The sequence below is a fragment of the Mesorhizobium sp. BR1-1-2 genome (assembly GCF_020165435.1).
Lineage (GTDB): Bacteria > Pseudomonadota > Alphaproteobacteria > Rhizobiales > Rhizobiaceae > Mesorhizobium.
The window spans coordinates 178,718-203,067 of the sequence record NZ_JAIUID010000003.1 but is presented as its reverse complement, the minus strand read 5'-3'; the positions used below and the strand labels follow the sequence as shown (position 1 = coordinate 203,067).

Genomic DNA, 24,350 nt, shown 5'->3' with positions numbered 1-24,350 from the left:
AAAGCGAGATCGCAATGCAAGCCCAGCGCAATGGCGACGTGTCGTTCTGGTATGCCGACATAGGCGGCCCGCCGGCCAGCCGCCCACCCTTGCCCGGCGACATCGAGGCCGATGTCTGCATCGTCGGCGCCGGCTATACCGGACTGTGGACGGCCTACTATCTCAAGAAAGCGGAGCCCGCGCTGCGCATCGCCATCGTCGAAAAGGAGTTCGCCGGCTTCGGTGCCTCGGGCCGCAATGGCGGATGGCTGTCCGGCGGCTTCAGCTGGTCGCGCGAGAAATACGCAAAAACCTCGTCGCGCGGCGCTGTGATCGACATGCAGCGCGCCATGTCCGGCACGGTCGACGAGGTGATCGCGATCGCCGCTGCCGAAGGAATCGACGCCGATATCCGCCGCGTCGACAACATCACCGTAGCCACCAACGCCGCGCAGCTTGAGCGCGCCAAAGCCGAGTACGAAGAGGCCCGGCACTGGGAAATGCCGCCGGAGCGGCTGGCCTTCCTCGGTGCGCAGGAAGCGCGCGAGCGCATCGCCATCGACAATGTACTGGGCGCCTTCGTCGTGCGCGACGTCGCGCGCGTGCAGCCGGCCAAGCTCGTGCAGGGTCTGGCGGCGGCGGTCGTTCGGCTCGGTGTTCCGATCTATGAGCAGACGCGGGTGCTGGCGCTCGAAAAGGGCAAGGTCACCACCGATCGCGGCATCGTGCGCGCTGAAAAGATCGTGCGCGCCACCGAGGGCTTCACCGCCGGCATTGCCGGTTACGAGCGTCTCTGGCTGCCGCTGAACAGCGCGATCGTGGTGACCGAGAAGCTGCCGCAGAAGCTCTGGGATGAAATCGGCTGGAGCGGCTACGAGGTGCTGGGCGATGCAGCGCATACCTATTGCTATGCGCAGCGCACGCGGGAAGGCCGGATCGCCATGGGCGGCCGGGGCGTACCCTACCGCTTCGGGTCGCGCACCGACACACGCGGCAAGACACAACAGGCGACCATCGATCAGCTGCACGAGATCCTGACCAGACTGCTGCCGCAGACCAAAGGCGTGCGGCTCGACCATGCCTGGTGCGGCACGCTCGGCGTGCCGCGTGACTGGTGCACGACATGCGGCTTCGATCGCGAAAGCGGCATCGGCTGGGCCGGCGGCTATGTCGGGCTCGGCGTTTCCAGTTCGAACCTGTCCGGCCGCACCTTGCGCGACCTGGTGCTCGGACATGACACGGAACTGACCCGGTTGCCCTGGGTCAACCGCACGGTGAAGAAATGGGAGCCGGAGCCGCTGCGCTGGCTCGGCGTCCACGCCATGTACCAGCTCTACCGCATCGCCGACCGGCGCGAGGCGAACGGCCTGGGGCGGACGTCGCGCCTCGCCGCTTTCGCGGATCGGCTGACCGGCCATTGAGGCAGGTCACTCAAACGTGATTCCGTTTGGTCGACAGGCATGAATGGAGACCGACAGCGCGTCGCATCATTTCCGTTCTCGGCGGCGCGCTTCAGAGCCTTCGATCGAACGGCGCCTCGGAACCGGGGCGGTGAATGAAGGCGGCGCCCAGGATGGGGCCCGGCAGGCCATCCTTGCCGACGGACTGCAAAAGCACGGCGCAGCCGCCCTTCTTGGAAATCTCACTCATCGGCAATTCGTAGCGCTGCGCCTTGCCGTGCCAGATGCCGGCGGTCTGGATGCCGGTCACCGCGTTCCAATAGGTCATCTTGCGGCCCGTGTTCTCGCCCTGGCCGATCGTGACCGTCTGCGGCGGCTCGAAATAAACGATGACGACATGGGCATCGCTGGGACCGGTCCCGCCATCGCCGGCATCGATCATGACACGGTCGCTGGTCCGGCTGACCTTGATGGCGACCCGCATGTCTTCGCCGATCCTTGCCATGCGAGCGAGCTGGCCATCGACCTCGCCGCGATTGGCGCCGTTGACATGAACCCGGCCGTTGATGACGGCCTGCGGCGTATAGACCGAGCGGTTGCCGAAGGCCCGCATATACTCATATTGCCGCTCGGTGTTTTCCTTGCTGCTCAGCGTGTCCCGCCAGCCGAGATAATCCCAGTAGCCGACGTGATAGGAGAGCGCGACGAGATCTTGCCTGGCGGCAAGTTCGGAGAAGAAGGCGTCGGCAGGCGGACAGGAACTGCAGCCTTGGCTGGTGAACAGCTCGACCACGCCCACGGGCCTGTCGCCCTGGAGCTTGTCGGCCGGGAGCTTGCCGGACTCGCCGGCGTGCCCGGCACCGGCAAACGCCGAGAAGGCCAGCGCGAACGCTGCCAGCCACAATGATCTACGCGAGGCCATGACCATTCCAATTCCCGCCGGTGATGCCGGCTTTGTTTTGATTGGCCGAAATATGTGGCAGAACCGGAAGTCAACGGGAAGTCACGTTGCGGTGAAATTTTGTCGTTGCAAGCCTGGGTAGGGCGGCAATAGGAGAAGCCACTGCATTTCAACCGGCGGTTCGATTCGGGAGCGGGATCATCATCATGTGGCAAAGTTTCCTGGCTCCAGTCGATCTCTATTGCGAGCGAACGGGTCCTGGACTTTGGGCAGAGCCGGCGAATGCTTTGACAAACCTGGCTTTCATTGCCGCAGGACTATGGGGCGTCCGCGAAGTGCGGCGATGCAGGACCGGCATCTTCGCCGAGGTCCTGGCCTGGTGGGTGGTGGCGATCGGCGTCGGCTCGACGATCTTTCACATCTTCGCCACCAAGGGAACGGTCTGGGCCGACGTGGTGCCGATCGCCGGCTTCACGCTGGCCTACACGCTGTTCAACCTGCGGCGCTTCCTGCGCCTGGAATGGGGCAAGGCGGTTGCGGTCTTCGTCAGCTTCTATGTCGTTGCCGGGCTTGTCACATTCGCGGTGCCGGACTGGTTGCGCCAGGCGTCGAACGGCACCACAGGCTACCTGCCGCCGTTCCTGGCGCTCGCCTTCTTCGGTGTCTGGGTGGCGGCGAGCGGCAATCGCGCCGGCTGGTATAATCTGGCCGGATCGGCGATCTTCGTGCTGTCTGTCATCTGCCGCATGGTCGATCCGCTGGTCTGCACCAGCTTCCCGCTCGGCACGCACTTCCTCTGGCACCTGCTCAACGGGCTGATGCTGGGCGTACTGCTGGCCGCCGCGGCGCGCTACGGCGCGCCACAGCGAGGCAGTAGGGCAGTGGGGCAGTAGGGCAGTAGGGCAGTAGGGCAGTAGGGCAGTAGGGCAGTAGGGCAGTAGGTGCCTTCCTTCCCTATTCCCTTGCTGCCCTACTGCCTTATTCCCTTACTTATGCTGCCAAATCGCGCAGCACGTACTGCAAAATGCCGCCGTTCTTGAAGTAGTCGAGTTCGTCAAGCGTATCGATGCGGCAGATGATCGGCACGTTCTTCACCGTGCCGTCGCCATAGGTGATCCTGGCTGCCATCTTCTGGCGCGGCTTGATGGCGTCCAGGCCGTCGATCTCGACCAGCTCATCCCCTTTCAGGTTGAGCGAAGCCCATGAGGTGCCCTCCTCGAAGACGAAGGGGATCACTCCCATGCCGACCAGGTTGGAGCGGTGGATGCGCTCGAAGGACTGGGCGATGACCGCGCGGACGCCAAGCAGATTCGTTCCCTTAGCCGCCCAGTCGCGCGACGAGCCGTTGCCGTATTCGACGCCGGCGAAGATGACCAGCGGCACGCCTTCCTTCTTGTATTGCATCGCCGCGTCGTAGATCGATTCCTCTTCCTTCGAGGGGTAGTGGATGGTGTAGCCGCCTTCCCTGCCGTTCTCGCCCAGCATGTGGTTGCGGATGCGGATGTTGGCGAAGGTGCCGCGCATCATCACCTCATGGTTGCCGCGCCGCGTGCCGTACTGGTTGAAGTCGGCAACGCCGACGCCATGCTCGGTGAGGTATTTGCCGGCCGGCGAGGCGGCCTTGATCGAGCCCGCCGGCGAGATGTGGTCGGTGGTGATCTTGTCGCCAAACAGGCCCAGCACGCGGGCACCCTTGATGTCGCCGATCTTGCCGAACCCCGTGGTCATGCCGGCGAAATAGGGCGGGTTCTGCACATAGGTGGAATTGTCGTCCCAGGCATAGGTCTGGCCTTCCGGCGCCTTGACGTTCTGCCAGTTCTCATCGCCCTTGAAGACGTCGGCGTATTTGCGGGCGAACAGTTCGCGCGTCACGTTCTTCTCGATGAACTCCTGGATCTCCGCCGAGCTCGGCCAGATATCCTTGAGGTAGACCGGCTTCCCGTTCCTGTCCTCGCCGAGCGGCTCGGTGGTCAGGTCTTTCGTCACCGTGCCGGCAAGCGCGTGCGCCACGACCAGTGGCGGCGAGGCGAGATAGTTGGCCTGCACGTCCGGCGAGACGCGGCCCTCGAAGTTGCGGTTGCCGGAAAGCACCGCGGCGGCAATCAAGCCCTTATCGTTGATGGTCTTGGAGATCGGCGCCGGCAGCGGGCCGGAATTGCCGATGCAGGTGGTGCAGCCGAAGCCGACCAGGTTGAAGCCGATCTGATCGAGCTCCTTCTGCAGGCCGGATTTCTCGAGATACTCGGCGACCACCTGGCTGCCCGGCGCCAGCGAGGTCTTTACCCAGGGCTTCTGCTTGAGGCCGAGGCGATTGGCGTTGCGGGCAAGCAGGCCGGCGCCGATCAGCACGCTCGGGTTCGAGGTGTTGGTGCAGGAGGTGATGGCGGCGATGACGACGTCGCCATGGCCGAGATCATGGCCGGCGCCTTCGACGGCATAGCGCTTCGAGATTTCCGCCGCCTTCTTGTATTCGGTGTCCATAGCCTTGACGAAGCCGGCCGGAATTCCTTCCAGCGCGACGCGGCCCTCGGGGCGCTTGGGGCCGGCCATCGACGGCACGACATCGCCGAGATCGAGCTCCAGCAGGTCGGTGAAGACCGGGTCGGCGGAGCCTGCGTCACGCCACATGCCTTGCGCCTTGGAATAGGCCTCGACCAGCGCGATGCGGCTTTCCTCGCGGCCGGACATTGTGAGGTAGCGGATGGTCTCCGAATCGACCGGGAAGAAGCCGCAGGTGGCGCCATATTCAGGCGCCATATTGCCGATGGTGGCGCGGTCGGCCAACGTCATGTTGGAGAGACCGGGGCCGAAGAATTCGACGAACTTGCCGACGACGCCCTTCTTGCGCAGCATCTGGGTGACGGTGAGCACGAGGTCGGTGGCGGTGACGCCCTCCTTCAGCTTGCCGGTGAGGCGGAAGCCGATGACCTCGGGCAAAAGCATGGAGACGGGCTGGCCGAGCATCGCCGCCTCGGCCTCGATGCCGCCGACGCCCCAGCCGAGAACGCCCAGGCCGTTGATCATGGTGGTGTGCGAATCGGTACCGACGCAGGTGTCGGGATAGGCGGTCGTTTCGCCGTCCTCGGTGTTGGTCCACACCACCTGGCCGAGATATTCGAGGTTGACCTGGTGGCAGATGCCAGTGCCGGGCGGCACGACGCGGAAATTGCGGAACGCCTGCTGGCCCCATTTCAGGAACTTGTAGCGTTCCTCGTTGCGCTCATATTCCAGTTCGACATTGCGGGCGAAGGCCATCGGCGAGCCGAACTCGTCGACAATGACGGAATGGTCGATGACGAGGTCAACCGGCACCAGCGGGTTGATCTTTTGCGGGTCGCCGCCGAGCGAGGCCATGGCGTCGCGCATCGCCGCCAGGTCGACCACCGCCGGAACGCCGGTGAAATCCTGCATCAGGACACGGGCAGGGCGATAGGCGATCTCGACGCCGGCCGTCCCCTTGTCGGTCAGCCAGCCGGCTACGGCCTTGATCGAGTCCTTGGTGACGGAGCGGCCGTCCTCGTTGCGCAGAAGGTTCTCCAGCAGAACCTTCATCGAATAAGGCAATTGGGCGATGCCGGTGAGGCCGTTCTTCTCGGCCTCGACGAGATCGAAATAGGCATATTCGGCGTCGCCCGCTTTCAGCGTGCGGCGGCAATTGAAACTGTCGAGGGATTTTGACACGTGCGATCCGTCCTTGTCTGTTCAGCCTGAAAGGGAACGGACGCCGATGGCATGCAATCACGCGCAAAGGTGCGGGTACGGCCATTTCCGCTGTCCGCTCCCAAGCAACCCGAGCCGTTCAAGGCGGCGCGTGCGCTGGTTCGGCGCTAGTTCTGTTCCCGCGCCGACCGCTGGCACGGATGCACCGCATATAGAGAATTTTCTGGAATAGTTCTAGACAGTTAAAAAGCAAATTTGTGCGATGCGGCAGGGGCCGAGGCGGATTGTTTCAGGGCGGGCGAGGGATGCGGCTTATCGCCGAAAATCTAGGCGGCGAACGCGGCGGCGAGACGGTGTTTTCGGGCATTGGCTTTGACCTCGATCAAGGCCAGGCGCTTGTCGTCACCGGGCCGAACGGATCAGGCAAATCGACCTTGCTCAGGATCGTGGCCGGACTGCTGCCGAAGGCTGAAGGCAATTTGCTGCTCGAGGGCGGCGGCGATGAATTTCCGTCGATCGCTTCGGCCTGCCACTATCTCGGCCATCAGAACGCGATGAAAACGGCGCTCAGCGTGACGGAAAACCTGCGCTTCTGGCGCGACTTCAACGGCGATGGATCCGTCGGTGTCGCGGAGGCGCTGGAGACGGTCGGACTGGGCGGCATCGGCCATCTGCCGTTCGGCTATCTCTCGACCGGACAAAGACGACGCGCGGCGATTGCGAAACTGCTGGTCAGCCACCGGCCCTTGTGGTTGCTGGACGAGCCGACGGCGGGGCTGGACAGGGATTCGGAGGCGCGATTCGCGGGATTGATGAGGGGGCATTGTTCCGAGGGCGGGATGATCGTCGCGGCAACGCATCTGCCGCTCGGGATCGAGGGAGCGCAGACGTTGAGGATGGGGGAGGCCTTTTGATGACAGCACTCTACGGTGCCCCCCTCTGTCCTGCCGGACATCTCCCCCACACGGGGGGAGATCGGCTGTTTCGGCGTCTTGCTCCGCTTTCCGACGTCGGTAATTGGCGAACGCCTCGGGGGCGGCCAATCTCCCCCCTCGTGGGGGAGATGTCCGGCAGGACAGAGGGGGGCGCGACGGAACGCTCACTTCAGCAAGAAGGGGTCGCATCCTGATGTGGTGCCTCCTCCTCCGCGATATCCGCCTTTCGATTCGGGCCGGCGGCGGGGCGCTGACGGGTGTGATCTTCTTCCTCGCCGTGATCGCCACCATTCCCTTCGGCGTCGGGCCGGACCTGAAACTGCTTGCCCGCATCGGCCCGGCGGTCCTGTGGATCGGGGCGCTGCTCTCTTGTCTGCTCGGTCTCGACCGGCTGTTCCAGGCCGACCGCGAGGACGGCTCGCTCGATCTCTTGGTGCTCGGCAACGACCGCCATATGCTGGCGCTGACGGTGCTCACCAAATGCCTGGCGCATTGGGCGGGGAGCGTGCTGCCGCTGGTGGTCGCCGCGCCGCTGCTCGGCCTGTTCATGAACATGGAGCCGGCGGCAATAGGCGCCACGGCGCTTACGCTGCTGGTCGGCACGCCGGCGATCACTTTCATCGGCGCCGTCGGTGCGGCGGTGGCGGTGGCGCTGCCGCGCGGCGGGCTCCTGATCTCGGTACTGGTGCTGCCGCTGACCATCCCGGTGCTGATCTTCGGCGTTTCGGCGAGTTACGGCGCGACGGCCAATCCCGATCCGTTCCTGCAACCTTTCCTCATTCTTGCCGCGCTGACGTTGTTTCTTGCCGTGCTCGGACCGCTGGCGGCGGCGCTGGCGCTGCGCCATGGCACGGATTGAAGCGGCCACGACCGGCAGGGGCTGCGGCGCGGCGGCCAATTGCGCGGTCACCGGCGTGGGGCTAAGGGGAAGGCATGATCGAGCGCGGCAGAAGGATCGACCTGGCGGGCGGCATGCCGACGAGGCAGCCGGCATGAGCCCGCATGCGCTCTACGTCACCGCCGCCTATGCCGTCACGGCGATTGCGCTGGCCGGGCTGATCGGCTGGATCCTGCTCGATCAGCGGGCCCGCAAGCGCGAACTGGCCGAACTCGAGGCGGCGGGCGTGCGCCGACGCTCCGACAAGGGCGGGGAGCGCAAGTCATGAGCACGGATATGCCAACGCCGGCGCCGCCCCGGCGTCGCCTGTTCGTACTGTTGCCGCTGCTGGTCTTCCTCGGCCTGGCGGCGCTGTTCCTGGCGCAACTCCTGTCGGGGCGCGACACTTCGGAGGTGCCGTCGGCGCTGATCGGCCTGCCGGCGCCGCCGACCAACCTGCCGCCGCTGGACGGCACGAACCTGCCGGGGCTCGATTCGAAATCGTTCGCCGGCAAGGTGACGCTGGTCAACGTCTTCGCCTCATGGTGCGCGCCTTGCCGCGAAGAGCACCCGGTGCTTTTGGGGCTGGCGCAGGACAGGCGCTTCACCATGGCGGCGCTGAACTACAAGGACCGGCCGGAAAATGCCCGCCGGTTCCTCGGCGATCTCGGCAATCCGTTCCAGGCGATCGGCGTCGACGAGGCCGGCCGCACGGCGATCGACTGGGGCGTCTATGGCGTGCCGGAAACCTTCGTCATCGGCAAGGACGGGAAAATAACCTACAAGCATGTCGGGCCGCTGACCGCCGAGACGGCCCGGACGCTGCTGTTGCCGCAGATCGAGAAGGCGCTGGCCGCGCCGAACTAAGGTGACCGCCGTCTTACTTGCCTGCCTTGGCCCGCTCGATCGCGTCGACGATCATCTTCTTGGCGTATTTGGAATCGTGCCAACCCTCGATCTTGACCCATTTGCCGGGTTCGAGATCCTTGTAGTGCTCGAAGAAGTGCTGCACCTGATCGCGGGTGATCTCGGGCAACTGCGTGTATTCCGTGACGTTCTCGTAACGCAGCGTCAACTTCGGCGACGGCACGGCGATGACCTTCTCGTCCTGGCCGGCATTGTCTTCCATGATCAGCACGCCGATCGGCCGCACATTGATGACGCAGCCGGGCACCAGCGCGCGCGTGTTGCAGACCAGCACGTCGATCGGATCGCCGTCGCCAGACAATGTGTGCGGAACGAAGCCGTAATTGCCGGGATAGCGCATCGAGGTATGCAGGAAACGATCGACGAACAACGTGCCGGCCTCCTTGTCCATCTCATATTTGATCGGCTCGCCGCCGATCGGCACCTCGATGATGACGTTGACGTCCTCGGGCGGATTCTTTCCGGTGGCGATGGCTTCAATACGCATGGCTTATCCCTCTCTCGATTGGCAGACCGATAGCGGGCGGCGCAAAATGGTGCAATGCGGCGAATGGTGCTCAAGAACGCCCAGCAAGACGCAATGGCATTCAACGCGTTCAATCATTAGCAGAAGATGTTTCAGTGTCGTGATTGCGCAAGTTGCGCTTCGCGCCGCTTACGCGATCGTTCCTCGCCGGTCATTCCCAGACGAAAGCAACCTTTTTCAGCGCCTTCTGCTCGAATATCTCGACGCCTTCGGCGATATCGCGGCCGCCGGCACCGGAATAGAAGGCGAGCGCGTTCTGATTGTCTTCCAGCGCCCACACCACCGTGCCCTTCAATCCATGGTCGGCAAGCCGCGCCCGTGCCGCCTTGAAAAGCCGGCTGCCGAGCCCGATGCCCTGATATTCGGGCCGCAGGTACAATTCATAGATCTCGCCCTGCTGCTTGAGTTCGCGGGCCCGGTTCTTGCCGATCGTGGCGTAGCCGGCAACCGTGCCGCCGATCTCGATCACGAGAACGGTGGCTGCGCGGCGGATGGCATTGGCCCACCAGTCGGCGCCGCGACGGTTGATCATCGATGTCAGGGTGCGGTGCGGGATGATGCCGCTATAGGCACCCCGCCAAGCCTGCAAATGCACATCGGCGATCGCCGCGGCGTCGCGCGGTTCGGCTTTGCGGATATCGATGCTCAGCGTATTCATGATTTGTTAACCATAAACCCGCATCGCTCGAATGCAAGAGTCCGGGCGGCCCGGCGGCCGCTTTCTCACAGGCCGTCATGGCCTGAGCGATGCCCATTCGAAGCTGTCGGTGGAGCTCAAATCTCGACCAGATGATCGTCGAGCTCGTTGGTGTCGCCCGACGTGACCGGGAAGTGCTCGGCGAGCACCGCTCCAACCGATTGGATCGCCTTGACGAAGCCGTCGGCAAGCCGGTCGTCGCCGGCATGTGCGGTAAGCTCGCGCACCACATCATCCCAGACATGCTGGCCAACCTTGGCGTCAATGCCTGAATCGGCGACCACCTCGGCGTAGCGCTCGGTGACCGAGACGAAGACCAGCACGCCGGTGCGCGCGGTCGTGCGGTGAACGTTGCGGGCCAGGAACTGCTTCAATGCGTTGTCATGCGCGGTCTGATAGCGCAGCCGTCTCGGCACCATATGGATGCGCAGCCCCGGAAAGGCCCATAACAGCAAAAGAAAGCAGGCAAGCGCCAGAAGCTGGGCAATCACGAAGTGGGGCAGGCGGATGGTGAGCCACCAGGCCTCCAGCCCATAGGCGACGGCGAGGCTGACCAGCAGAGTGGCGAGAGCCGCCACGAAGGCAGCCGGAAAGAAGTAGTTGCCGCTGGCATGCGCCACCACGCAGTAGATTTCGCCGTCGGTCCTCGATTCGGCGGCGCGGATCGCCCCGGCGATGCGCTCATGGTCCTGCGGACTGATCGGTCGTATCGCCATGATCCTCTCACCAGCTTCCCGAAGAGCCGCCGCCGCCGGAAGAGCCGCCACCGCCGGAGAAACCGCCGCCGCCACCACCCGAGGACCAGCCGCCGCCCGACCAGCCGCCGCCACCTGACGACCAGCCGCCACGTGACGATCGCCGGCTCGGCTCGAACGTCATGCCGAGCCAGCGGTAACGGCCGGGACCGATCTTCTGGCCGAAGATCGGCGGCAACACCGAGGCCGCTATGCTGCCGAAGAAGATGAGCGCCCAGATGCCGATGAAGATGGCGAAGAACAAATCGTCGGAATTGAACGGCGCCTGCTGGTTGCGTTTGCCGCGTGCTTCCAGCTCCTCGGGATTGCCGTTGAGCACCATGATCATGTCGTCGACGGCCTTGGTGATGCCGCCGGAGAAATCGCCGGCACGGAAGGCCGGCACCATGTCGTTTTCGATGATCAGCTTGGTGTGCAGGTCGGTCAGCGTGCCTTCCAGCCCGTAGCCGACCTCGATGCGCATCTTGCGGTCGTTCGGCGCGACCAGAAGCAGCACGCCGTTGTTCTCTTTCGCCTGGCCAAGTTTCCAGAACCGGTACAGCCGATTGGCATAGGGTTCGATCTCCTCGCCGCCGAGGCTGGGGATGGTGGCGACGACGATCTGATCGGAGCCTTTCGTCTCGAAATCGGCAAGCTTCTGCGTCAGTGCCGCCCTGGTCGCCGCATCGATGATGCCTGCATTGTCGACGACACGGCCGGTCAGCGCCGGGAGCTCGGCGGCGAGAGCCGCAAATGGCAGCGCGAGAACGAGGAGCAGGACAGCGACGCGACACATGGCGCGTCGTCCCTCATTGGCGGGCAGGATCACCACGTCGGAATCCGGCAATCATCCGCCCTGTTTCGTGCCGAAATCGACCTTCGGCGTCTGCAATTTGTCCTCCTCGACCGTGAAATTGGCGAAGGGCTCGTTGCCGCGGAACCAGAAAGTCGCCCACAGCACCGAGGGGAAGGTCCGCAGCGTCAGATTGTAGTCCCTGACCGCCTGGATATAGTCACGCCGCGCCACCGCGATGCGGTTCTCGGTGCCTTCGAGCTGCGCCTGCAGCGCCAGGAAGTTCTGGTTGGCCTTCAGGTCCGGGTATGCCTCCGACACAGCGAGCAGCCGCGACAGCGCGCTGGTCAGCCCTGCCTGGGCATCCTGGAACCTCTTGAGGGCTTCGGGATCCTTCAACGTCTCTGGCGTTACCGTGACCTGTGTCGCCTTGGCGCGCGCCTCGACCACGGCGTCGAGCGTGTCCTTTTCGTGCGAGGCGTAGCCCTTGACCGTCTCGACCAGGTTGGGAATGAGGTCGGCGCGGCGTTGATACTGGTTCAGCACCTCGCTCCATGCCGCCTTGGCGTTTTCCTCCGCCGTCGGGATGGTGTTGTAGCCGCAGCCGGCAAGCAGCGGCAGCATGACGGCCATCACCAGCAAGGCGGGCAGCGTGCGGAATGTCGGGAAAGCAAGGCGCTGGGCAAACATGATCGGTCCCCTCGGTAGAAGTTGCATGCGAAGCATTACCACAATCGGCGCGCAAGAAAACGACCTCGGCGCAGACGTTTGTCGATGGGGTTACGGTCGGCCGCAAGGCGCTGTAATTGACGGGGCGAACGCGGTAAGGTCGCCACGAAACAGGACAGCATCATGGCGCAGCGCCAGGACAGCGACACCGAATCGCGCCGCATCCTCGAGCGCGTCGCGCGCGAGACCGATCCGGCCGCAACCTCGCTCGCGGCGCGGACCGCGAAGGCCGTGCGCGACCACGTCGCCGCCGCCGATGCCGATCGCGCCGATCCGATCGAAGTCTGGGGCACGCGCATTGGCCGGATAATTGGGCTGCTGCTGGCGCTGGGCCTGATGGTCTGGCTCGTGCTTTTCCTCACCCGGGGCAGTTAGGATTCCAATGAGCACCGAGCAAGCCAACGCGCCGCGCGCGGTCATCGTCATTTCCAGCCATGTCGCCCGCGGCTCGGTCGGCAATCGCGCTGCCGTCTTTGCGTTGGAATCGCTGGGTTTCCCGGTATGGGCGGTGCCGACAATCATCCTGCCCTGGCATCCCGGCCATGGGCGCGCGACCCGCATCGTGCCGCCGCTCGATCAGTTCAAGGCATTGATGGCCGATCTGGAGCGCGCGCCGTGGCTAGGCGAGGTCGGGGCGGTGCTGTCGGGCTATCTCGGCGAGGCCGGCCAGGCCGAAGCCGTCGCCTCGCTGGTCGCCGCGGTCAAGGCGAGAACGCCTGATGCCGTCTACATATGCGATCCGGTGATGGGCGATTCGGGCGGGCTCTATGTGGCGGAGCCGACGGCGATCGCCATGCGCGACCGGCTGATGCCGATCGCCGACATTGCCACCCCTAACCGCTATGAGCTGGAATGGATGGCCGGCGTGCCGTTGCCCGACCTGAAGTCGGTGATGGCGGCGGCGCTCCATGCCGGGCCGTCGACCATGCTGGTCACCTCGGCGCCGTCGATGATTTCAGGCGGCACCGGCAATCTTCTGCTCGACGGCAGCCAGGCGCTGCTTGCCGAGCACCGCGTTATCGAAAAGCCGCCGAACGGTTTGGGCGACCTGACAGCGGCGGTCTACCTGGCGCGCATCCTCTCCGGCCAGCCGGCGATCAAGGCGCTGCAATCGACGACGGCGGCGGTCTACGAAATCCTGGCGCGCACGGCCAAACGCGGCGGCGACGAATTGCAGCTCGAAACCGATGCGCAGAGCCTGTCGCACCCGATGGCGATGGTGCAGCTTCGCCATCTCACGCATCCGGGGCGGGACCGCCGCGCGTGACATCGGCACGGGTGCTGGTCGGCGCGGACGGCTGCAAGGCCGGCTGGGTCGCCGTGCGGAGCGCTCCGAACGCGGCGCCTTCGGTCGAGGTCTTCGCCAGCTTCGCCGCGCTGCTGGCGGCGGTTCCCGACGACGCGATCGTCGCCGTCGACATGCCGATCGGCCTGCCTGAATTTTCCAGCAAGGGCGGGCGCGGGCCGGAGGCGCAGGTCAGGTCGCTGCTCGGGCCACGCCAATCCAGCGTCTTCTCGATCCCGTCTCGTGCGGCACTCTACGCCGATACCGCCGAGTTCACTTCGATCGAAGCCTGGTACGCCGCGCACCGCCGGGCGAGCGACGTGGCCAGGACGACATCCGATCCGCCGCGCGGCGTTTCGATCCAGGCATTCGGCATCTTTGGCAAAATACGCGAGATCGATACGTTGCTGATCGCGCGGCCCGAACTGCGTCGCCGCGTCTTCGAATCGCATCCGGAAGTGGCTTTCTGTCGGCTCAACGGGGGGCAGGCCATGCTGCTGCCGAAGAAGGTCAAGGGCAGCATCAATCCGGCCGGCATGGCGGAACGCAAGGCGCTGCTTAGCCGGCACGGCTATGACTTGAACTTCCTCGATCAGGCGCCGCCGCGCGGTGCGGCCGCCGACGATTTCCTCGATGCGGCGGCGATGATGCTGATCGCCGGCCGCGTCGCCGCCGGCACGGCAAGGCCGTTTCCCGACCCGCCACTCACCGACGGCTTTGGCATACCGGTCGCCATCTGGGCGTGACAACATTGGCCAGCGTCGCGCCTGACGCATGGCATTTCTCGCCAACCCTACAATTCTGCATTGCTCGCGACGGCCTTTTACCGCTAGAGCGTTTCTCGACCGCAACGCGCTGCCGCCCTCCAACCGGAAAGCCGCCCATGCCTCACCTTCCCGATCACCTTCTCACCGGCTACCGCAATTTCATGAACGGTCGCTATCTCACCGAGAGCGGCCGCTATCGCGAGCTCGCCCGGGAGGGGCAAGCGCCGGAAACCATGATCGTCGCGTGCTGCGATTCCCGCTCGGCACCCGAGGCGATCTTCGACGCAGGGCCCGGCGAACTCTTCGTGCTGCGCAATGTCGGCAATCTGGTGCCGCCTTACGAGCCGGACGGCGAGTTCCACTCCACCTCGGCCGCGCTCGAATTCGCGGTGCAGAGCCTCAAGGTCAAGAACATCGTCGTCATGGGCCATGGCCGCTGCGGCGGCATCCGTGCCGCGCTCGACGCCAATTCCGCGCCGCTGTCGCCGGGCGACTTCATCGGCAAATGGATGAGCCTGATCGCGCCGGCCGCCGAGACCGTGTCGGCCAGCACCTTCATGACGGCGACGGAGCGCCAGACGGCGCTGGAGCGCATCTCGATCCGCTATTCCCTAGCCAATCTCAGGACCTTTCCCTGCGTCTCGATCCTTGAGGGCAAGGGGCGGCTGTCGCTGCACGGTGCCTGGTTCGACATTTCGACCGGCGAGCTCTGGGTGATGAACAAGGAGACCGGCGATTTCGAGCGCCCGGTGCTGGAGTGACCGAAACGGCACGCCAGGCGATGAACATCCGGCCGGTCATGTTCACCGCCGCCGCACTGCTGATGGCGATCATGGCCGCCCGCGCCGATGACGGCGCCATCATCAGCCGCTGGTATTCGGCCCTGCTGGTCGCCGACCGCACCGAACTTTCCGACCTGCTCGCCGACAATGTGCGTATCGAACTCGACGATCTCGGCATCGTGCAGGGAAAGCAGGAGTTCATCGCCTCGCTCGACGAATGGAAAGGTGCGGTTGCGGGTGCCGCGATCCGACACCGGATCGAGAAGAACGAAGGCGGCGTCACCACGGTGATCGCCTGCTACGACTTCCCCGGCAATGACATGCTGATGCATGAGACCTTCGCCATAGCGGGCGACCGCATCACGGCCAGCACGCAGAAAGCGCTTGCGGAAAGCTGCGAAGCCTACTGACCGGCCACGCTGTTGCACGTGCCGGACGAGCGCCCTACATCGGTGATTTCAGCCTTTCCCGACCTGCCAGCCCGAAAGACAATCCATGCCCGCCACGAAAGCCGTCGACCTCGCCGCTCATCCGCTGACCACGTGGCAAGGGCCGCTCGGCCTGCCCGATTTCGCCCGATTTGGCGACGATGAGTTCGCACCCGTCTTCGACGCGGCGCTGAAAGCGCATGAGGCCGAGATCGAGGCCATCGCCGCGAACGAGGATACGCCGACCATCGAGAACACGCTTCAAGCCCTGGAGCTCGCCGGCGAGGCGCTCGACCATGTCTCGTCGATCTTCTGGTGCCGCGCCGGGGCCCACACCAACGAGGATATCCAGGCGCTGGAGCGCGACATCTCGCCAAGGATGTCGAGGCACTTCTCGGCGATCTCGATGAATGAAAGGCTCTTTGCCCGCATCGACGACCTTTACCAGCGCCGCGAGACACTCAAGCTCGATGCCGAGACGCTGCGGGTGCTGGAGAAGACCTGGAAGGGTTTTGTCCGCTCGGGCGCAAAACTTGACGCCGAGGGCAAGAAGCGACTGGCAGGGATCAACGAGGAGCTGTCGTCGCTCGGCACCAGCTTCGGCCAGAACGTGCTTGCCGACGAGCGCGACTGGGCGCTGTTCCTCGACGAGGCCGACCTGGCCGGCCTGCCGGATTTCGTCAAGAGCTCGATGGCCGAAGCCGCCGAGATGCGCGGCCAGAAAGGCCGCTATGCCGTCACCTTGTCGCGCTCGATCTACGAGCCGTTCTCGACCTTCTCGGAGCGCCGCGACCTGCGCGAGATCGCCTTCCGCGCCTTCACCATGCGCGGCCAGAATGGCGGCGCGACCGACAACACGGCCGTGGTGCGCGACATGCTGAAGCTGCGCGCCGAGAAGGCAAAGCTGCTCGGCTACGGCTCCTTCGCGGCGCTGAAGCTCGACGACACCATGGCCAAGACGCCCAAGGCGGTGCACGACCTGCTCGATCCGGTCTGGGAAAAGGCGCTGGAGAAGGCAGCAAGCGACCAGAAGGAGTTGGAACGGCTGGCGACGGAAGCCGGCAGCAACGAAAAATTCGCAGCCTGGGACTGGCGGTTCTACCAGGAGAAGCTGCGCGCCGAGAAATTCGCCTTCGACGAGGCGGAATTGAAGCCCTATCTCCAACTCGACCGGATCATCGACGCCTGCTTCGACGTCGCGACAAGATTGTTCGGCATCACCTTCGAAGAGAAGAAAGGCATTGCCGCCTGGCATCCGGACGCGCGTGTGTTCGTGGTGAAGAATGCCGATGGCAGCGAGCGCGGCCTGTTCCTGGCCGATTACTTCGCCAGGCCGTCGAAACGCTCCGGGGCCTGGATGAGCGCGCTGAAGTCGGGCTATCGCCTGGGCCACGGTGCGAGCCCGATCATCTACAACATCATGAACTTCGCCAAGCCACCCGTGGGCGAGCCGGCGCTGCTGTCGGTGGACGAGGCGAAGACCTTGTTCCATGAATTCGGCCATGCCCTGCACGGCATGCTGACCGACGTCACCTGGCCTTCGGTGTCGGGCACGTCCGTCAGCCGCGATTTCGTCGAACTGCCCTCGCAGCTCTACGAGCATTGGCTGACCGTGCCGGCGGTGCTGGAAAAGCACGCTTTGCATGTCAAGACCGGCAAGCCGATGCCGAAGGCGCTGCTCGACAAGATGCTCGCCGCGCGCACCTTCGGCGCCGGCTTCGCCACTGTCGAATTCACCGCCTCGGCGCTGATCGACATGGCCTACCACGCGCGGCCGGACGCCCCGCAGGAGCCGCTTCGTTTCGAAGCCGAAACGCTCGAAAAACTCGACATGCCCGACACCATCGCCCTGCGCCACCGCACGCCGCATTTCGGCCATGTCTTTGCCGGCGAGGGCTATTCGGCCGGCTACTATTCCTACATGTGGTCGGAAGTGCTGGACGCCGACGCCTTCGCCGCTTTCGAGGAGACGGGCGATCCCTTCAATCCCGCGCTGGCCGAGCGGCTGAGAAAGAACATCTATGCCGCCGGCGGCTCGAAGGATCCGGAAGAGCTCTACACCGCGTTTCGAGGCAAGATGCCCTCGCCGGAAGCCATGATGGTGAAGCGGGGATTGGTGTAGCGCCTTTTTCCTTCTCCCCTTGTGGGAGAAGGTGGATCGGCGCGCTAGCGCCGAGACGGATGAGGGTGTTCCAGCGGAGTGAGGCGTTGGTGTTCTCTGGAGCACCCCTCATCCGTCGCCTTCGGCGACACCTTCTCCCACAAGGGGAGAAGGCGGAGCCTTATCCTTCCACGGATCCGCTACCCTTGGCCAAATCGCCCGCTTCAGTTTCCTGTAATCCGTCACCGCTGGATTGCTTGGGTACGCGCTCGGCGCCGAGACATAGATGATTTCGGCAGCGATCGGTTCGAAGCCGGCGTAGAAATGGTTGGTCGATTTGATCAGCAGCATGTCCTTGGCCAGCGGATCGACGCCGATGTTGGAAAAAATGTCCGGCTCGAAGGTCTGCGTGCGGTTGGTGTTGAGGATGATGTCGACCTCGGTGCCCTCGATGCGGACCAGCGCGGCTGGCCCAAGCGTCACCCGGCTGGGTCCAAAGCTTTGCCAGCCCTCGGCGACAGCTCTCAGCACCGTGACGCGGGCGTCGATCGGCTCGCCGGCCTGGGGACCGGCCTTGCCGCCGAAACGCAGGTCGATGACGGCGCCCTCGCCCGCGGCCTGGCAGAAGGTCACGGCGACCGGATCCCAGATCGTCGCCACGCCGACCTTATCGATGCCGCGCGCCAAAAGCTCCCGCAGCACGATGGTGCCATCGCCCGGCACGCCGCCGCCCGGATTATCCCAGATATCGGCGATGACCACCGGCCTGCCGCGCTTTTCAGCGCGAACGGCCAAGGCGCGCTCGATGCCGTCCTTGGCGCTCAGCATCGTCATCGCCGTCTTTTCGCGCATTGCGTAGAGCTCGCGTCCCAGCGTTTCTGCCAGCGCGTCGCCCTTGGCCTTGTCATTGTCGGTGACGACGAGGATGCGCGTGCCCATTTCGGGCACATCCGCCGCCATGAAGCCATGGATGACCGAGACCGACAGCACGCCGTCCTTGCCGTGCAGCGCCTTGATGCGGTCGACGAAGGAGCGCATCGGCTCGCGGCTGGTCGGCAGCACCTGGATCATGCGGCAGTCGAAGGTCGAGATGACGGGCTTGATCTCGCCACGCGCCGCGGCGAGGCCGAGCTCGACGACATGCTCGCCGCGCTCGTAGAAGTCGGTGTGCGGGAATTCGAGAAAATAGGCCATGACATTACAGGCCGCCGCGCGCTTGGGCGTGAGATGGCTGTGCGGATCGAACTCGCAGGCGATCACCACGCCGGGCCCGACGATCTCGCGCACCCGTTCAAGCAGGTCGCCCTCACAATCGTCATAGCCTTGCGCCACCATGGCGCCGTGCAGGCCGAGAATGACGGCCTCTACCGGCAGAGCCGCCCTGAGCTGGCCAAGAATCTCGTCGCGCAGCGCCTCGTAGGTCTGCCGCTGCACCAGGCCGCCGGGTTCGGCCCAGGTGGCGGTGCCCTCGACGACGTCAAGACCTTCCGCGGCCGCGCGCCGACGCAGCGCGACGATCGGCGAGGAGCACAGTGTCGGCGTCTCCGGATGCTTGCCCGGCCCGGCATAGAAGGCCATCTCGAACGATGCCCTGTCGGTCGGCACCGGCGAAAAAGTGTTGGTTTCCGTCGCCAGCGAGGCGGTGAAGATGCGCATGAAAACTCCGTGATGGACTTTCTTGTTTTCGCAATTCCGGGGGGAAACCGCCGCACGCTTTTCCTGGAATTGCTGGGTTGCTATTTGACCGCCCCGAGCGCCAGCCCCCGTACCAGGTAGCGCTGCAGCCAGATGAACAGGATCGCCACCGGTAGCGTCGCCAACAGCGTGGCGGCCATGACGTGATGCCATTCGATCGTGTAGCGCCCGGCGACCAGCGAGAACACCTGGATCGGTAGCGTGTAGCTCTCCTGGCTGCGCAGCATGGTCAGCGCCACGACGAATTCGTTCCAGGCGTTGATGAAGGTGAAGATCGCGGTCACCGCGATCGCCGGTAGGCAGAGCGGCAGGAAGACTTTGCGCAACGTCAGCCAGCGCCCGGCGCCTTCCATCCAGGCCGCCTCCTCGAGATCGCGCGGGATGGTGTCGAAATAGCTCTGCAGCATCCACACGGTGAAAGCGACGTTGAAGGCCATATAGATGAAACCGAGCGCCGTCGTCGATTCGACAAGGCCCCAGGCGGCCATCAGCCGGAACAGACCGAGCACCAGCACGATGGGCGAGATCATCTGCGAGATCAGCAGGAACTGCCGGAAGGCGCCATAGCCGGCAAAACGAAAGCGCGACATGGCATAGGCCGCCGGCACCGAGATCAGGATGGCGCCGACCGTGGCGATCACCGAGACATAGAGCGAATTGGCAAGCGCCCGGCCGAAGCCGGTCGCCACCCACATGTCGGCAAAATTCGACCAGCGGAATTCGCTCGGCCACCAGGTCGGCGACAGCACCTCCTGCCGCGGCTTGACCGCGGTCAGGAACATCACCGCGAAGGGGAAGATCGTCACCACGATCAGCGGCGCCAGCAGCAGCCAGGCGATGACGGTTCGTTTCAGCTTGCCCGCCATGGTCGTCATGCGCGGTGCTCCCGCATGGCGAGGCGTACATAGATCATGGTGAAGACCAGCAATATGGCGAACATCACCAGCGACACGGCGGAAGCCTCGCCCAGTTTGCCGATGCGGAAGGCGAGCTTGTAGAGGTGAGTGACCAGGATGTCGGTCGAATTGGCCGGCCCGCCCTGCGTCATCACCCAGATGATCGGGAAGGAATTGAAGACGTAGATGGTGTTGAGCACGATGGCGATGTTGATGAACGGCTTGAGGAGCGGAAAGGTGATTTCGCGAAACTGCTGCGCCGGCGTCGCTCCTTCAAGCGCGGCGGCCTCGTAGAGATCGTCCGGAATCGAAGACAGGCCGCCGAGGAAGATCGTCGTGGTGAACGGCACCGTCACCAATATACCGATCAGCACCTGCATCGGGAACGCCGTCTCGGCGCTGGCCAGCCATTGGACATTGTGATCGATCAGGCCGAGGCCGAGCAGCGCCGAATTCAGCATGCCGCTTTCGCCGCTCAGAGCCCAGCGCCAGACCACCGCCGTCATGGTCAGCGACACCGCCCAGGGCAGCATGATGATGACGCGGGCAATGCCGCGGCCGTAGAAATCAGTGTTGAGGATGATGGCGACCGGGATCGACAGAAGCAGCGCGCCGCCAACCACCAGTACGGTCCATATCGCCGTGCGCCACAGTGCCGCGACGAAATCGGGATCGGCGGCGAGGGCCGCGAAATTGGCAAGGCCGCTGAATTCGCGCAGCTGGCCGAAGCGGTTGACGTCATGGGTTGCGATCTGGATCAGGTCCCAGACCGGCCAGAAGATGACGACCGCCGCCAGGAACAGACTGGGCAAGGTCAGCAGATAGGGCAAGAAACGATTTTGCATCGGCTGGCCTGGGTTCCGGCGCGCTGGATCGGAAGGTCTATGCGAATTTTCGGATCCGCCGCAGCAGGCGTGAACCAAGAAGAGTGGCGCGCTCCACCTGAGTGGGGCGCGCCACGGGCGCAGGGAGATACGCCCTATTTCTTCAGCACCGCGTTGGCCTTGGCCGCCGCATCCTTCAAACCTGCCTCCGGGTCGCCGCCGAGATAGATCTTCTGCATGGCGTCCGACGTGATCTGGGCGATCTCCTCCCAGCCCGGAATGACCGGCGCAAAGCGGGCGTCGGGCAGAAGCGCGGTGAAAGCGGCGAGGTCGGCATTGTTGACGTAATAGTCCATCTTGGCCTCTTCCTTGTTCACCGGCAGGAAGCCTTCGCCTTGCGTGAACTTGGCGCGCTGTTCCGTGGTGAACAGGAAATCGAGCAGCTTCCAGGCCTCGTCCTTGTTCTTGGAGTTCTTGAACATGATGATGGAATCGGTGACGCCATAAGTGCCGCGCGCGCCCGTCGGGCCGGCCGGTATAGCCGCCACGCCATATTTCAGGCTCGGCGCTTCTTCCTTGATCTGGTTGGACAGGAAGGGCGCGGTGATCATCATGCCGACCTTGCCCTGCTTGAACAGGTTCTGGACGTCCTCACGGTTGTTGGAGGTGACGCCGGGTTCCGTCAGGCCTTCGTCGATCATCGACTTGTAGAGCTTGGCGGCTTCGAGCGCGCCGGGCGTGCTCAAGCCCGATGTGCCGTCCTTATTGAGGATCTCGGTGCCGTATGACCACATCGCATAATAATAGTAGACGTCGGTCTCGATCTCCTTGCCCTGCAGGCCGAAGCCGAATGTGCCGGACCCCAGCGCCTTGATCTTGCGGGCGTCCTCCTGCAGCTCGGTCCAATTGGCCGGCGGCTTGGCGATGCCGGCCTTCTCGAACAACTCCTTGTTGTAATACATGGCGCGCGCCGAAGCGGCGATCGGCAGGCCGTAGGTCTTGCCGTCCATGATCGAAGGCGACAGGAACGTGTCGATGAAACGGCCCTTGAAATCTGGCGTGATATAGCTGTCGAGCGGCTCGGCGACGTCCTGCTGCACGAAGTCGATCAGCCAGCGCGTGCCGATGATCGAGAGATCCGCATTGGTGCCGGCGGTGATGTCGGTGGTCAGCTTCTGCAAGAGCACGTCCCATGGCACCACTTCGAACTTGACCGTGATGCCGGGGTTCTTTGCCTCGAACTCCTTCTTGACCTCCTCGAAGTAGGGGCCGGTCTTGGCGCTGTATTCGGCGACGGTGACGCGCACCTCGCCGGCTTGCGCCTGTGCCGCGAAGGCCAGCATGCTCATTCCGGCCATCAAGCCGACAGTCCATTTCGCAATGCTCATCCGATCTCTCCCATTTTGTTCCGCGCTTTTGCGCTCCTCACGCCGATGTTGGCGCAGGATTATGTGACTTTCCTACATTATCGAGGAACTGGCCGCACGCAAGCAGATTATCGTGTTGCTTAATTACATTCCATTCACTAGCCTGCCGACATCTGCCTGACATGCGGAGGAGCGCGCATCGTGGTTTCGAGAGCCGAGTTCGAGGGCAGGACTGTCGTCGTCACGGGTGCCGGCGGCGGGCTCGGCTCGGCCATCGTCGCGTTGCTGGCCGGAAGAGGCGCACGGGTGGTCGGCTGCGATCAATCGGAGGAGGCTTTGGAAAGCCCGCACCTCGCCTCGCGCCATGTCTTCAACCTTCTCGACCGGGTTTCGGTCGAGGCAGCCGTCGCGGCCGTGCTCGACAAAGACGGCGTGCCCGATATCCTGATCAACAATGCCGGCTGGACGCGCGCGGAGACGCTCGGCGCATTGACGGCCGACAGGATAGAGCAGGAACTCGATCTCAACCTGACCGGCGTGATGACGTTCGCCGATCCGCTGGTCAAGGCGATGGCGGCGCGCGGTTCGGGCAGCGTCGTCTTCATTTCCTCCGTCAACGCCGTCGCCCATTTCGGCAACCCGGCCTATGCCGCCGCCAAGGCCGGCATCAACGCCTATGCCAAGGCGATCGCCGTCGAGCTCGGCCGCAGCGGCGTTCGCGCCAATGTCGTCTGTCCGGGATCGATCCGTACCGCCGCCTGGGATCATCGCCTGGCCAAGAACCCCGACATTCTCGGCAAGCTCCAGCGGCTCTATCCGCTCGGCCGCATCGTCAATGCCTCGGAGGTGGCGGAAGCCGTGGCGTTCCTTGCCTCCAACCGGGCGTCCGGCGTAACGGGCGTGGTGATGCCGGTGGATGCCGGCCTGACCGCCGGCTGCCTGCCGTTCATAGACGACATAGTGGGAGCGTGACCATGACCGACGTCCAGTTCCGCGGCCTTTCGAAATCCTTCGGCCAGCACAGCATCCTCGAGAACATCAACCTCGACATCGAGAGTGGCGAATTCGTCGTGCTGGTCGGCCCGTCCGGCTGCGGCAAGTCGACCCTGCTGCGCATGCTGGCCGGCCTGGAAGCGATAAGCTCGGGCGATCTGGTCATTGGCGGCGTGCGCGCCAACGACCTGCCGCCGCAGCAGCGCAACATCGCCATGGTCTTCCAGTCCTACGCGCTGTTTCCGCATCTCAAGGCTTCCGACAATATCGGCTTCGGACCGAAAATCCGCGGCGAGAGCCGCGCCGCGGTCGAGGACAAGGTCAAGAAGGCATCCGGCGTCCTCAACCTGTTCTCCTATCTCGACCGCTTCCCCCGGCAATTGTCGGGGGGCCAGCGCCAGCGCGTCGCCATGGGCCGCGCCATCGTGCGCGAACCCTCGGTCTTCCTGTTCGACGAACCGCTGTCCAACCTCGACGCGCAATTGCGGGTGCAGATGCGCACCGAGATCAAGGCGCTGCACCAGCGGCTGAAATCGACGGTCGTCTACGTCACCCACGATCAGATCGAGGCCATGACCATGGCCGACCGCATCGTGGTGATGGATCGCGGCCGGATCCAGCAGGTCGGGCCGCCGCTGGAGCTCTATGACCGGCCGGCCAACAAGTTCGTCGCCGGCTTCCTCGGCTCGCCGTCGATGAGTTTCGTTTCCGGGTCCCTCAAGACGACGGCCACGAACAGCTGGTTCGAATCGACCGGCGGCGGAAGGCTTGCGCTTGCCGGCAAAGAGGTACCGGCAGGTGGTGCGGTGGAGGCCGGCATCCGGCCCGAGCATTTTGTCATCGGCGAAGCTGCCGACGCGATGACCATCAAGGTGGACGTCGTCGAGCCGACGGGCTCGGAAACCCATGTCTACGGTGCCATCGGCAGCGATGCGGTGCGCGTCGTCTTCCGCGACCGGATGCAGGTGAAGCCGGGCGACCGCCTGCCGGTCTCGGTCGAGCCGCGCAACATCCATCTTTTCGACAAGGCGACGGGCCTGCCTCTATGAAAGCA

General features: G+C 64.4%; 25 protein-coding genes. 14 read left to right on the top strand and 11 right to left on the bottom strand.

The window, feature by feature from the left end; translation table 11 throughout:
- Positions 1-14: 14 nt before the first annotated feature.
- Positions 15-1,400: an NAD(P)/FAD-dependent oxidoreductase gene (locus LB551_RS07500; protein WP_224658695.1), complete on the top strand. Its 1,386-nt coding sequence runs from the start codon at positions 15-17 to the stop codon at positions 1,398-1,400.
- A gap of 91 nt (positions 1,401-1,491) precedes the next feature.
- Here LB551_RS07500 and LB551_RS07495 read toward each other — a convergent pair whose 3' ends face one another.
- Positions 1,492-2,307, bottom strand: a complete 816-nt coding sequence (locus tag LB551_RS07495) for a DUF1223 domain-containing protein (RefSeq protein ID WP_224658694.1) — start codon at positions 2,305-2,307, stop codon at positions 1,492-1,494.
- A gap of 179 nt (positions 2,308-2,486) precedes the next feature.
- On the opposite strand from LB551_RS07495, the gene LB551_RS07490 reads away from it, so the two are divergent.
- Positions 2,487-3,173: a ceramidase domain-containing protein gene (locus tag LB551_RS07490; protein ID WP_224658693.1), complete on the top strand. Its 687-nt coding sequence runs from the start codon at positions 2,487-2,489 to the stop codon at positions 3,171-3,173.
- Between the two features lie 97 nt (positions 3,174-3,270).
- On the opposite strand, the gene acnA is transcribed toward LB551_RS07490, so the two are convergent.
- Positions 3,271-5,961 carry an aconitate hydratase AcnA gene (gene acnA, locus LB551_RS07485; protein WP_140550625.1) on the bottom strand — a complete coding sequence of 897 codons (2,691 nt, stop codon included), beginning with the start codon at positions 5,959-5,961 and terminating at the stop codon, positions 3,271-3,273.
- A 284-nt stretch (positions 5,962-6,245) separates the two neighbouring features.
- Between acnA and ccmA the strand changes: the two genes are divergently transcribed.
- The 4 genes from ccmA (at position 6,246) to LB551_RS07465 (ending at position 8,619) form a co-directional block, all read left to right on the top strand.
- Positions 6,246-6,854: a heme ABC exporter ATP-binding protein CcmA gene (ccmA, locus tag LB551_RS07480; RefSeq protein ID WP_224658692.1), complete on the top strand. Its 609-nt coding sequence runs from the start codon at positions 6,246-6,248 to the stop codon at positions 6,852-6,854.
- 214 nt (positions 6,855-7,068) lie between these two features.
- Complete coding sequence (ccmB, locus tag LB551_RS07475) at positions 7,069-7,734, top strand: heme exporter protein CcmB (protein ID WP_224658691.1); 666 nt, start codon at positions 7,069-7,071, stop codon at positions 7,732-7,734.
- Positions 7,735-7,867: 133 nt separating this feature from the next.
- The gene (gene ccmD / locus LB551_RS07470; protein WP_140550941.1) at positions 7,868-8,041 is read left to right on the top strand and encodes a heme exporter protein CcmD; all 174 of its coding nucleotides are present in this window, start codon (positions 7,868-7,870) and stop codon (positions 8,039-8,041) included.
- Entirely contained in the window at positions 8,038-8,619 is a 582-nt protein-coding gene (locus LB551_RS07465; protein WP_224658690.1) for a DsbE family thiol:disulfide interchange protein, read from the top strand. Before ccmD ends, LB551_RS07465 begins: the two co-directional genes overlap by 4 nt.
- 13 nt (positions 8,620-8,632) lie before the next feature.
- On the opposite strand, the gene ppa is transcribed toward LB551_RS07465, so the two are convergent.
- The 5 genes from ppa to LB551_RS07440 all read right to left on the bottom strand — a co-directional run bounded on the left by ppa (position 8,633) and on the right by LB551_RS07440 (position 12,119).
- On the bottom strand, positions 8,633-9,166 hold the full coding sequence (gene ppa / locus LB551_RS07460) for an inorganic diphosphatase (RefSeq protein WP_140514009.1): 534 nt from the start codon (positions 9,164-9,166) through the stop codon (positions 8,633-8,635).
- A gap of 190 nt (positions 9,167-9,356) precedes the next feature.
- Positions 9,357-9,863, bottom strand: a complete 507-nt coding sequence (locus LB551_RS07455) for a GNAT family N-acetyltransferase (RefSeq protein ID WP_224625059.1) — start codon at positions 9,861-9,863, stop codon at positions 9,357-9,359.
- 116 nt (positions 9,864-9,979) lie between these two features.
- Positions 9,980-10,618: a TPM domain-containing protein gene (locus LB551_RS07450; protein ID WP_140524615.1), complete on the bottom strand. Its 639-nt coding sequence runs from the start codon at positions 10,616-10,618 to the stop codon at positions 9,980-9,982.
- A 7-nt stretch (positions 10,619-10,625) separates the two neighbouring features.
- A complete protein-coding gene (locus tag LB551_RS07445) occupies positions 10,626-11,432 on the bottom strand; it encodes a TPM domain-containing protein (protein ID WP_224659013.1) in 807 nt (268 codons plus the stop codon).
- 51 nt (positions 11,433-11,483) lie between these two features.
- Positions 11,484-12,119 (bottom strand): LemA family protein, encoded by a 636-nt coding sequence (locus LB551_RS07440; protein WP_140514006.1) that lies wholly within the window; start codon positions 12,117-12,119, stop codon positions 11,484-11,486.
- A gap of 162 nt (positions 12,120-12,281) precedes the next feature.
- Here LB551_RS07440 and LB551_RS07435 point away from each other — a divergent pair, with 162 nt between their 5' ends.
- From LB551_RS07435 to LB551_RS07410, 6 genes are all read left to right on the top strand, one after another.
- Positions 12,282-12,533, top strand: coding sequence for a hypothetical protein (locus LB551_RS07435; RefSeq protein WP_140514005.1), 252 nt, complete (start codon positions 12,282-12,284; stop codon positions 12,531-12,533).
- Between the two features lie 7 nt (positions 12,534-12,540).
- Positions 12,541-13,425, top strand: a complete 885-nt coding sequence (pdxY, locus tag LB551_RS07430) for a pyridoxal kinase PdxY (protein WP_224658689.1) — start codon at positions 12,541-12,543, stop codon at positions 13,423-13,425.
- Positions 13,422-14,189 carry a DUF429 domain-containing protein gene (locus tag LB551_RS07425; RefSeq protein ID WP_224658688.1) on the top strand — a complete coding sequence of 256 codons (768 nt, stop codon included), beginning with the start codon at positions 13,422-13,424 and terminating at the stop codon, positions 14,187-14,189. The genes pdxY and LB551_RS07425 overlap by 4 nt, the downstream gene beginning before the upstream one ends.
- A 137-nt stretch (positions 14,190-14,326) precedes the next feature.
- Positions 14,327-14,971, top strand: coding sequence for a carbonic anhydrase (locus LB551_RS07420; protein ID WP_140550632.1), 645 nt, complete (start codon positions 14,327-14,329; stop codon positions 14,969-14,971).
- Positions 14,968-15,402, top strand: coding sequence for a nuclear transport factor 2 family protein (locus LB551_RS07415; RefSeq protein WP_411970935.1), 435 nt, complete (start codon positions 14,968-14,970; stop codon positions 15,400-15,402). Before LB551_RS07420 ends, LB551_RS07415 begins: the two co-directional genes overlap by 4 nt.
- 85 nt (positions 15,403-15,487) lie before the next feature.
- The gene (locus LB551_RS07410; protein ID WP_224658687.1) at positions 15,488-17,542 is read left to right on the top strand and encodes a M3 family metallopeptidase; all 2,055 of its coding nucleotides are present in this window, start codon (positions 15,488-15,490) and stop codon (positions 17,540-17,542) included.
- Between the two features lie 108 nt (positions 17,543-17,650).
- Here the strand turns inward: LB551_RS07410 and LB551_RS07405 are convergent, their stop codons facing one another.
- The 4 genes from LB551_RS07405 to LB551_RS07390 form a co-directional block, all read right to left on the bottom strand.
- On the bottom strand, positions 17,651-19,177 hold the full coding sequence (locus LB551_RS07405; protein WP_224658686.1) for a M81 family metallopeptidase: 1,527 nt from the start codon (positions 19,175-19,177) through the stop codon (positions 17,651-17,653).
- 80 nt (positions 19,178-19,257) lie between these two features.
- Positions 19,258-20,082, bottom strand: coding sequence for a carbohydrate ABC transporter permease (locus LB551_RS07400; RefSeq protein ID WP_140524682.1), 825 nt, complete (start codon positions 20,080-20,082; stop codon positions 19,258-19,260).
- A gap of 5 nt (positions 20,083-20,087) precedes the next feature.
- Positions 20,088-20,957, bottom strand: coding sequence for a carbohydrate ABC transporter permease (locus LB551_RS07395; RefSeq protein ID WP_224658685.1), 870 nt, complete (start codon positions 20,955-20,957; stop codon positions 20,088-20,090).
- Positions 20,958-21,091: 134 nt separating this feature from the next.
- Positions 21,092-22,324: an ABC transporter substrate-binding protein gene (locus LB551_RS07390; protein ID WP_140643438.1), complete on the bottom strand. Its 1,233-nt coding sequence runs from the start codon at positions 22,322-22,324 to the stop codon at positions 21,092-21,094.
- Between the two features lie 180 nt (positions 22,325-22,504).
- Here LB551_RS07390 and LB551_RS07385 point away from each other — a divergent pair, with 180 nt between their 5' ends.
- Both LB551_RS07385 and LB551_RS07380 read left to right on the top strand, forming a co-directional pair.
- Positions 22,505-23,275 carry an SDR family oxidoreductase gene (locus LB551_RS07385; RefSeq protein WP_224658684.1) on the top strand — a complete coding sequence of 257 codons (771 nt, stop codon included), beginning with the start codon at positions 22,505-22,507 and terminating at the stop codon, positions 23,273-23,275.
- A gap of 2 nt (positions 23,276-23,277) precedes the next feature.
- Positions 23,278-24,345 carry an ABC transporter ATP-binding protein gene (locus LB551_RS07380; RefSeq protein ID WP_224658683.1) on the top strand — a complete coding sequence of 356 codons (1,068 nt, stop codon included), beginning with the start codon at positions 23,278-23,280 and terminating at the stop codon, positions 24,343-24,345.
- The last annotated feature ends 5 nt before the right edge of the window (positions 24,346-24,350 follow it).

Bases quoted from the DNA above. Each gene is read 5' to 3' on its own strand.
- LB551_RS07500 (WP_224658695.1), top strand. From the start codon at position 15: ATGCAAGCCCAGCGCAATGGCGACGTGTCGTTCTGGTATGCCGACATA.
- LB551_RS07495 (WP_224658694.1), bottom strand. From the start codon at position 2,307: ATGGTCATGGCCTCGCGTAGATCATTGTGGCTGGCAGCGTTCGCGCTG.
- LB551_RS07490 (WP_224658693.1), top strand. From the start codon at position 2,487: ATGTGGCAAAGTTTCCTGGCTCCAGTCGATCTCTATTGCGAGCGAACG.
- ccmA (WP_224658692.1), top strand. From the start codon at position 6,246: ATGCGGCTTATCGCCGAAAATCTAGGCGGCGAACGCGGCGGCGAGACG.
- ccmB (WP_224658691.1), top strand. From the start codon at position 7,069: ATGTGGTGCCTCCTCCTCCGCGATATCCGCCTTTCGATTCGGGCCGGC.
- ccmD (WP_140550941.1), top strand. From the start codon at position 7,868: ATGAGCCCGCATGCGCTCTACGTCACCGCCGCCTATGCCGTCACGGCG.
- LB551_RS07465 (WP_224658690.1), top strand. From the start codon at position 8,038: ATGAGCACGGATATGCCAACGCCGGCGCCGCCCCGGCGTCGCCTGTTC.
- ppa (WP_140514009.1), bottom strand. From the start codon at position 9,166: ATGCGTATTGAAGCCATCGCCACCGGAAAGAATCCGCCCGAGGACGTC.
- LB551_RS07455 (WP_224625059.1), bottom strand. From the start codon at position 9,863: ATGAATACGCTGAGCATCGATATCCGCAAAGCCGAACCGCGCGACGCC.
- LB551_RS07450 (WP_140524615.1), bottom strand. From the start codon at position 10,618: ATGGCGATACGACCGATCAGTCCGCAGGACCATGAGCGCATCGCCGGG.
- LB551_RS07445 (WP_224659013.1), bottom strand. From the start codon at position 11,432: ATGTGTCGCGTCGCTGTCCTGCTCCTCGTTCTCGCGCTGCCATTTGCG.
- LB551_RS07440 (WP_140514006.1), bottom strand. From the start codon at position 12,119: ATGTTTGCCCAGCGCCTTGCTTTCCCGACATTCCGCACGCTGCCCGCC.
- LB551_RS07435 (WP_140514005.1), top strand. From the start codon at position 12,282: ATGGCGCAGCGCCAGGACAGCGACACCGAATCGCGCCGCATCCTCGAG.
- pdxY (WP_224658689.1), top strand. From the start codon at position 12,541: ATGAGCACCGAGCAAGCCAACGCGCCGCGCGCGGTCATCGTCATTTCC.
- LB551_RS07420 (WP_140550632.1), top strand. From the start codon at position 14,327: ATGCCTCACCTTCCCGATCACCTTCTCACCGGCTACCGCAATTTCATG.
- LB551_RS07410 (WP_224658687.1), top strand. From the start codon at position 15,488: ATGCCCGCCACGAAAGCCGTCGACCTCGCCGCTCATCCGCTGACCACG.
- LB551_RS07405 (WP_224658686.1), bottom strand. From the start codon at position 19,177: ATGCGCATCTTCACCGCCTCGCTGGCGACGGAAACCAACACTTTTTCG.
- LB551_RS07400 (WP_140524682.1), bottom strand. From the start codon at position 20,082: ATGGCGGGCAAGCTGAAACGAACCGTCATCGCCTGGCTGCTGCTGGCG.
- LB551_RS07395 (WP_224658685.1), bottom strand. From the start codon at position 20,957: ATGCAAAATCGTTTCTTGCCCTATCTGCTGACCTTGCCCAGTCTGTTC.
- LB551_RS07390 (WP_140643438.1), bottom strand. From the start codon at position 22,324: ATGAGCATTGCGAAATGGACTGTCGGCTTGATGGCCGGAATGAGCATG.
- LB551_RS07380 (WP_224658683.1), top strand. From the start codon at position 23,278: ATGACCGACGTCCAGTTCCGCGGCCTTTCGAAATCCTTCGGCCAGCAC.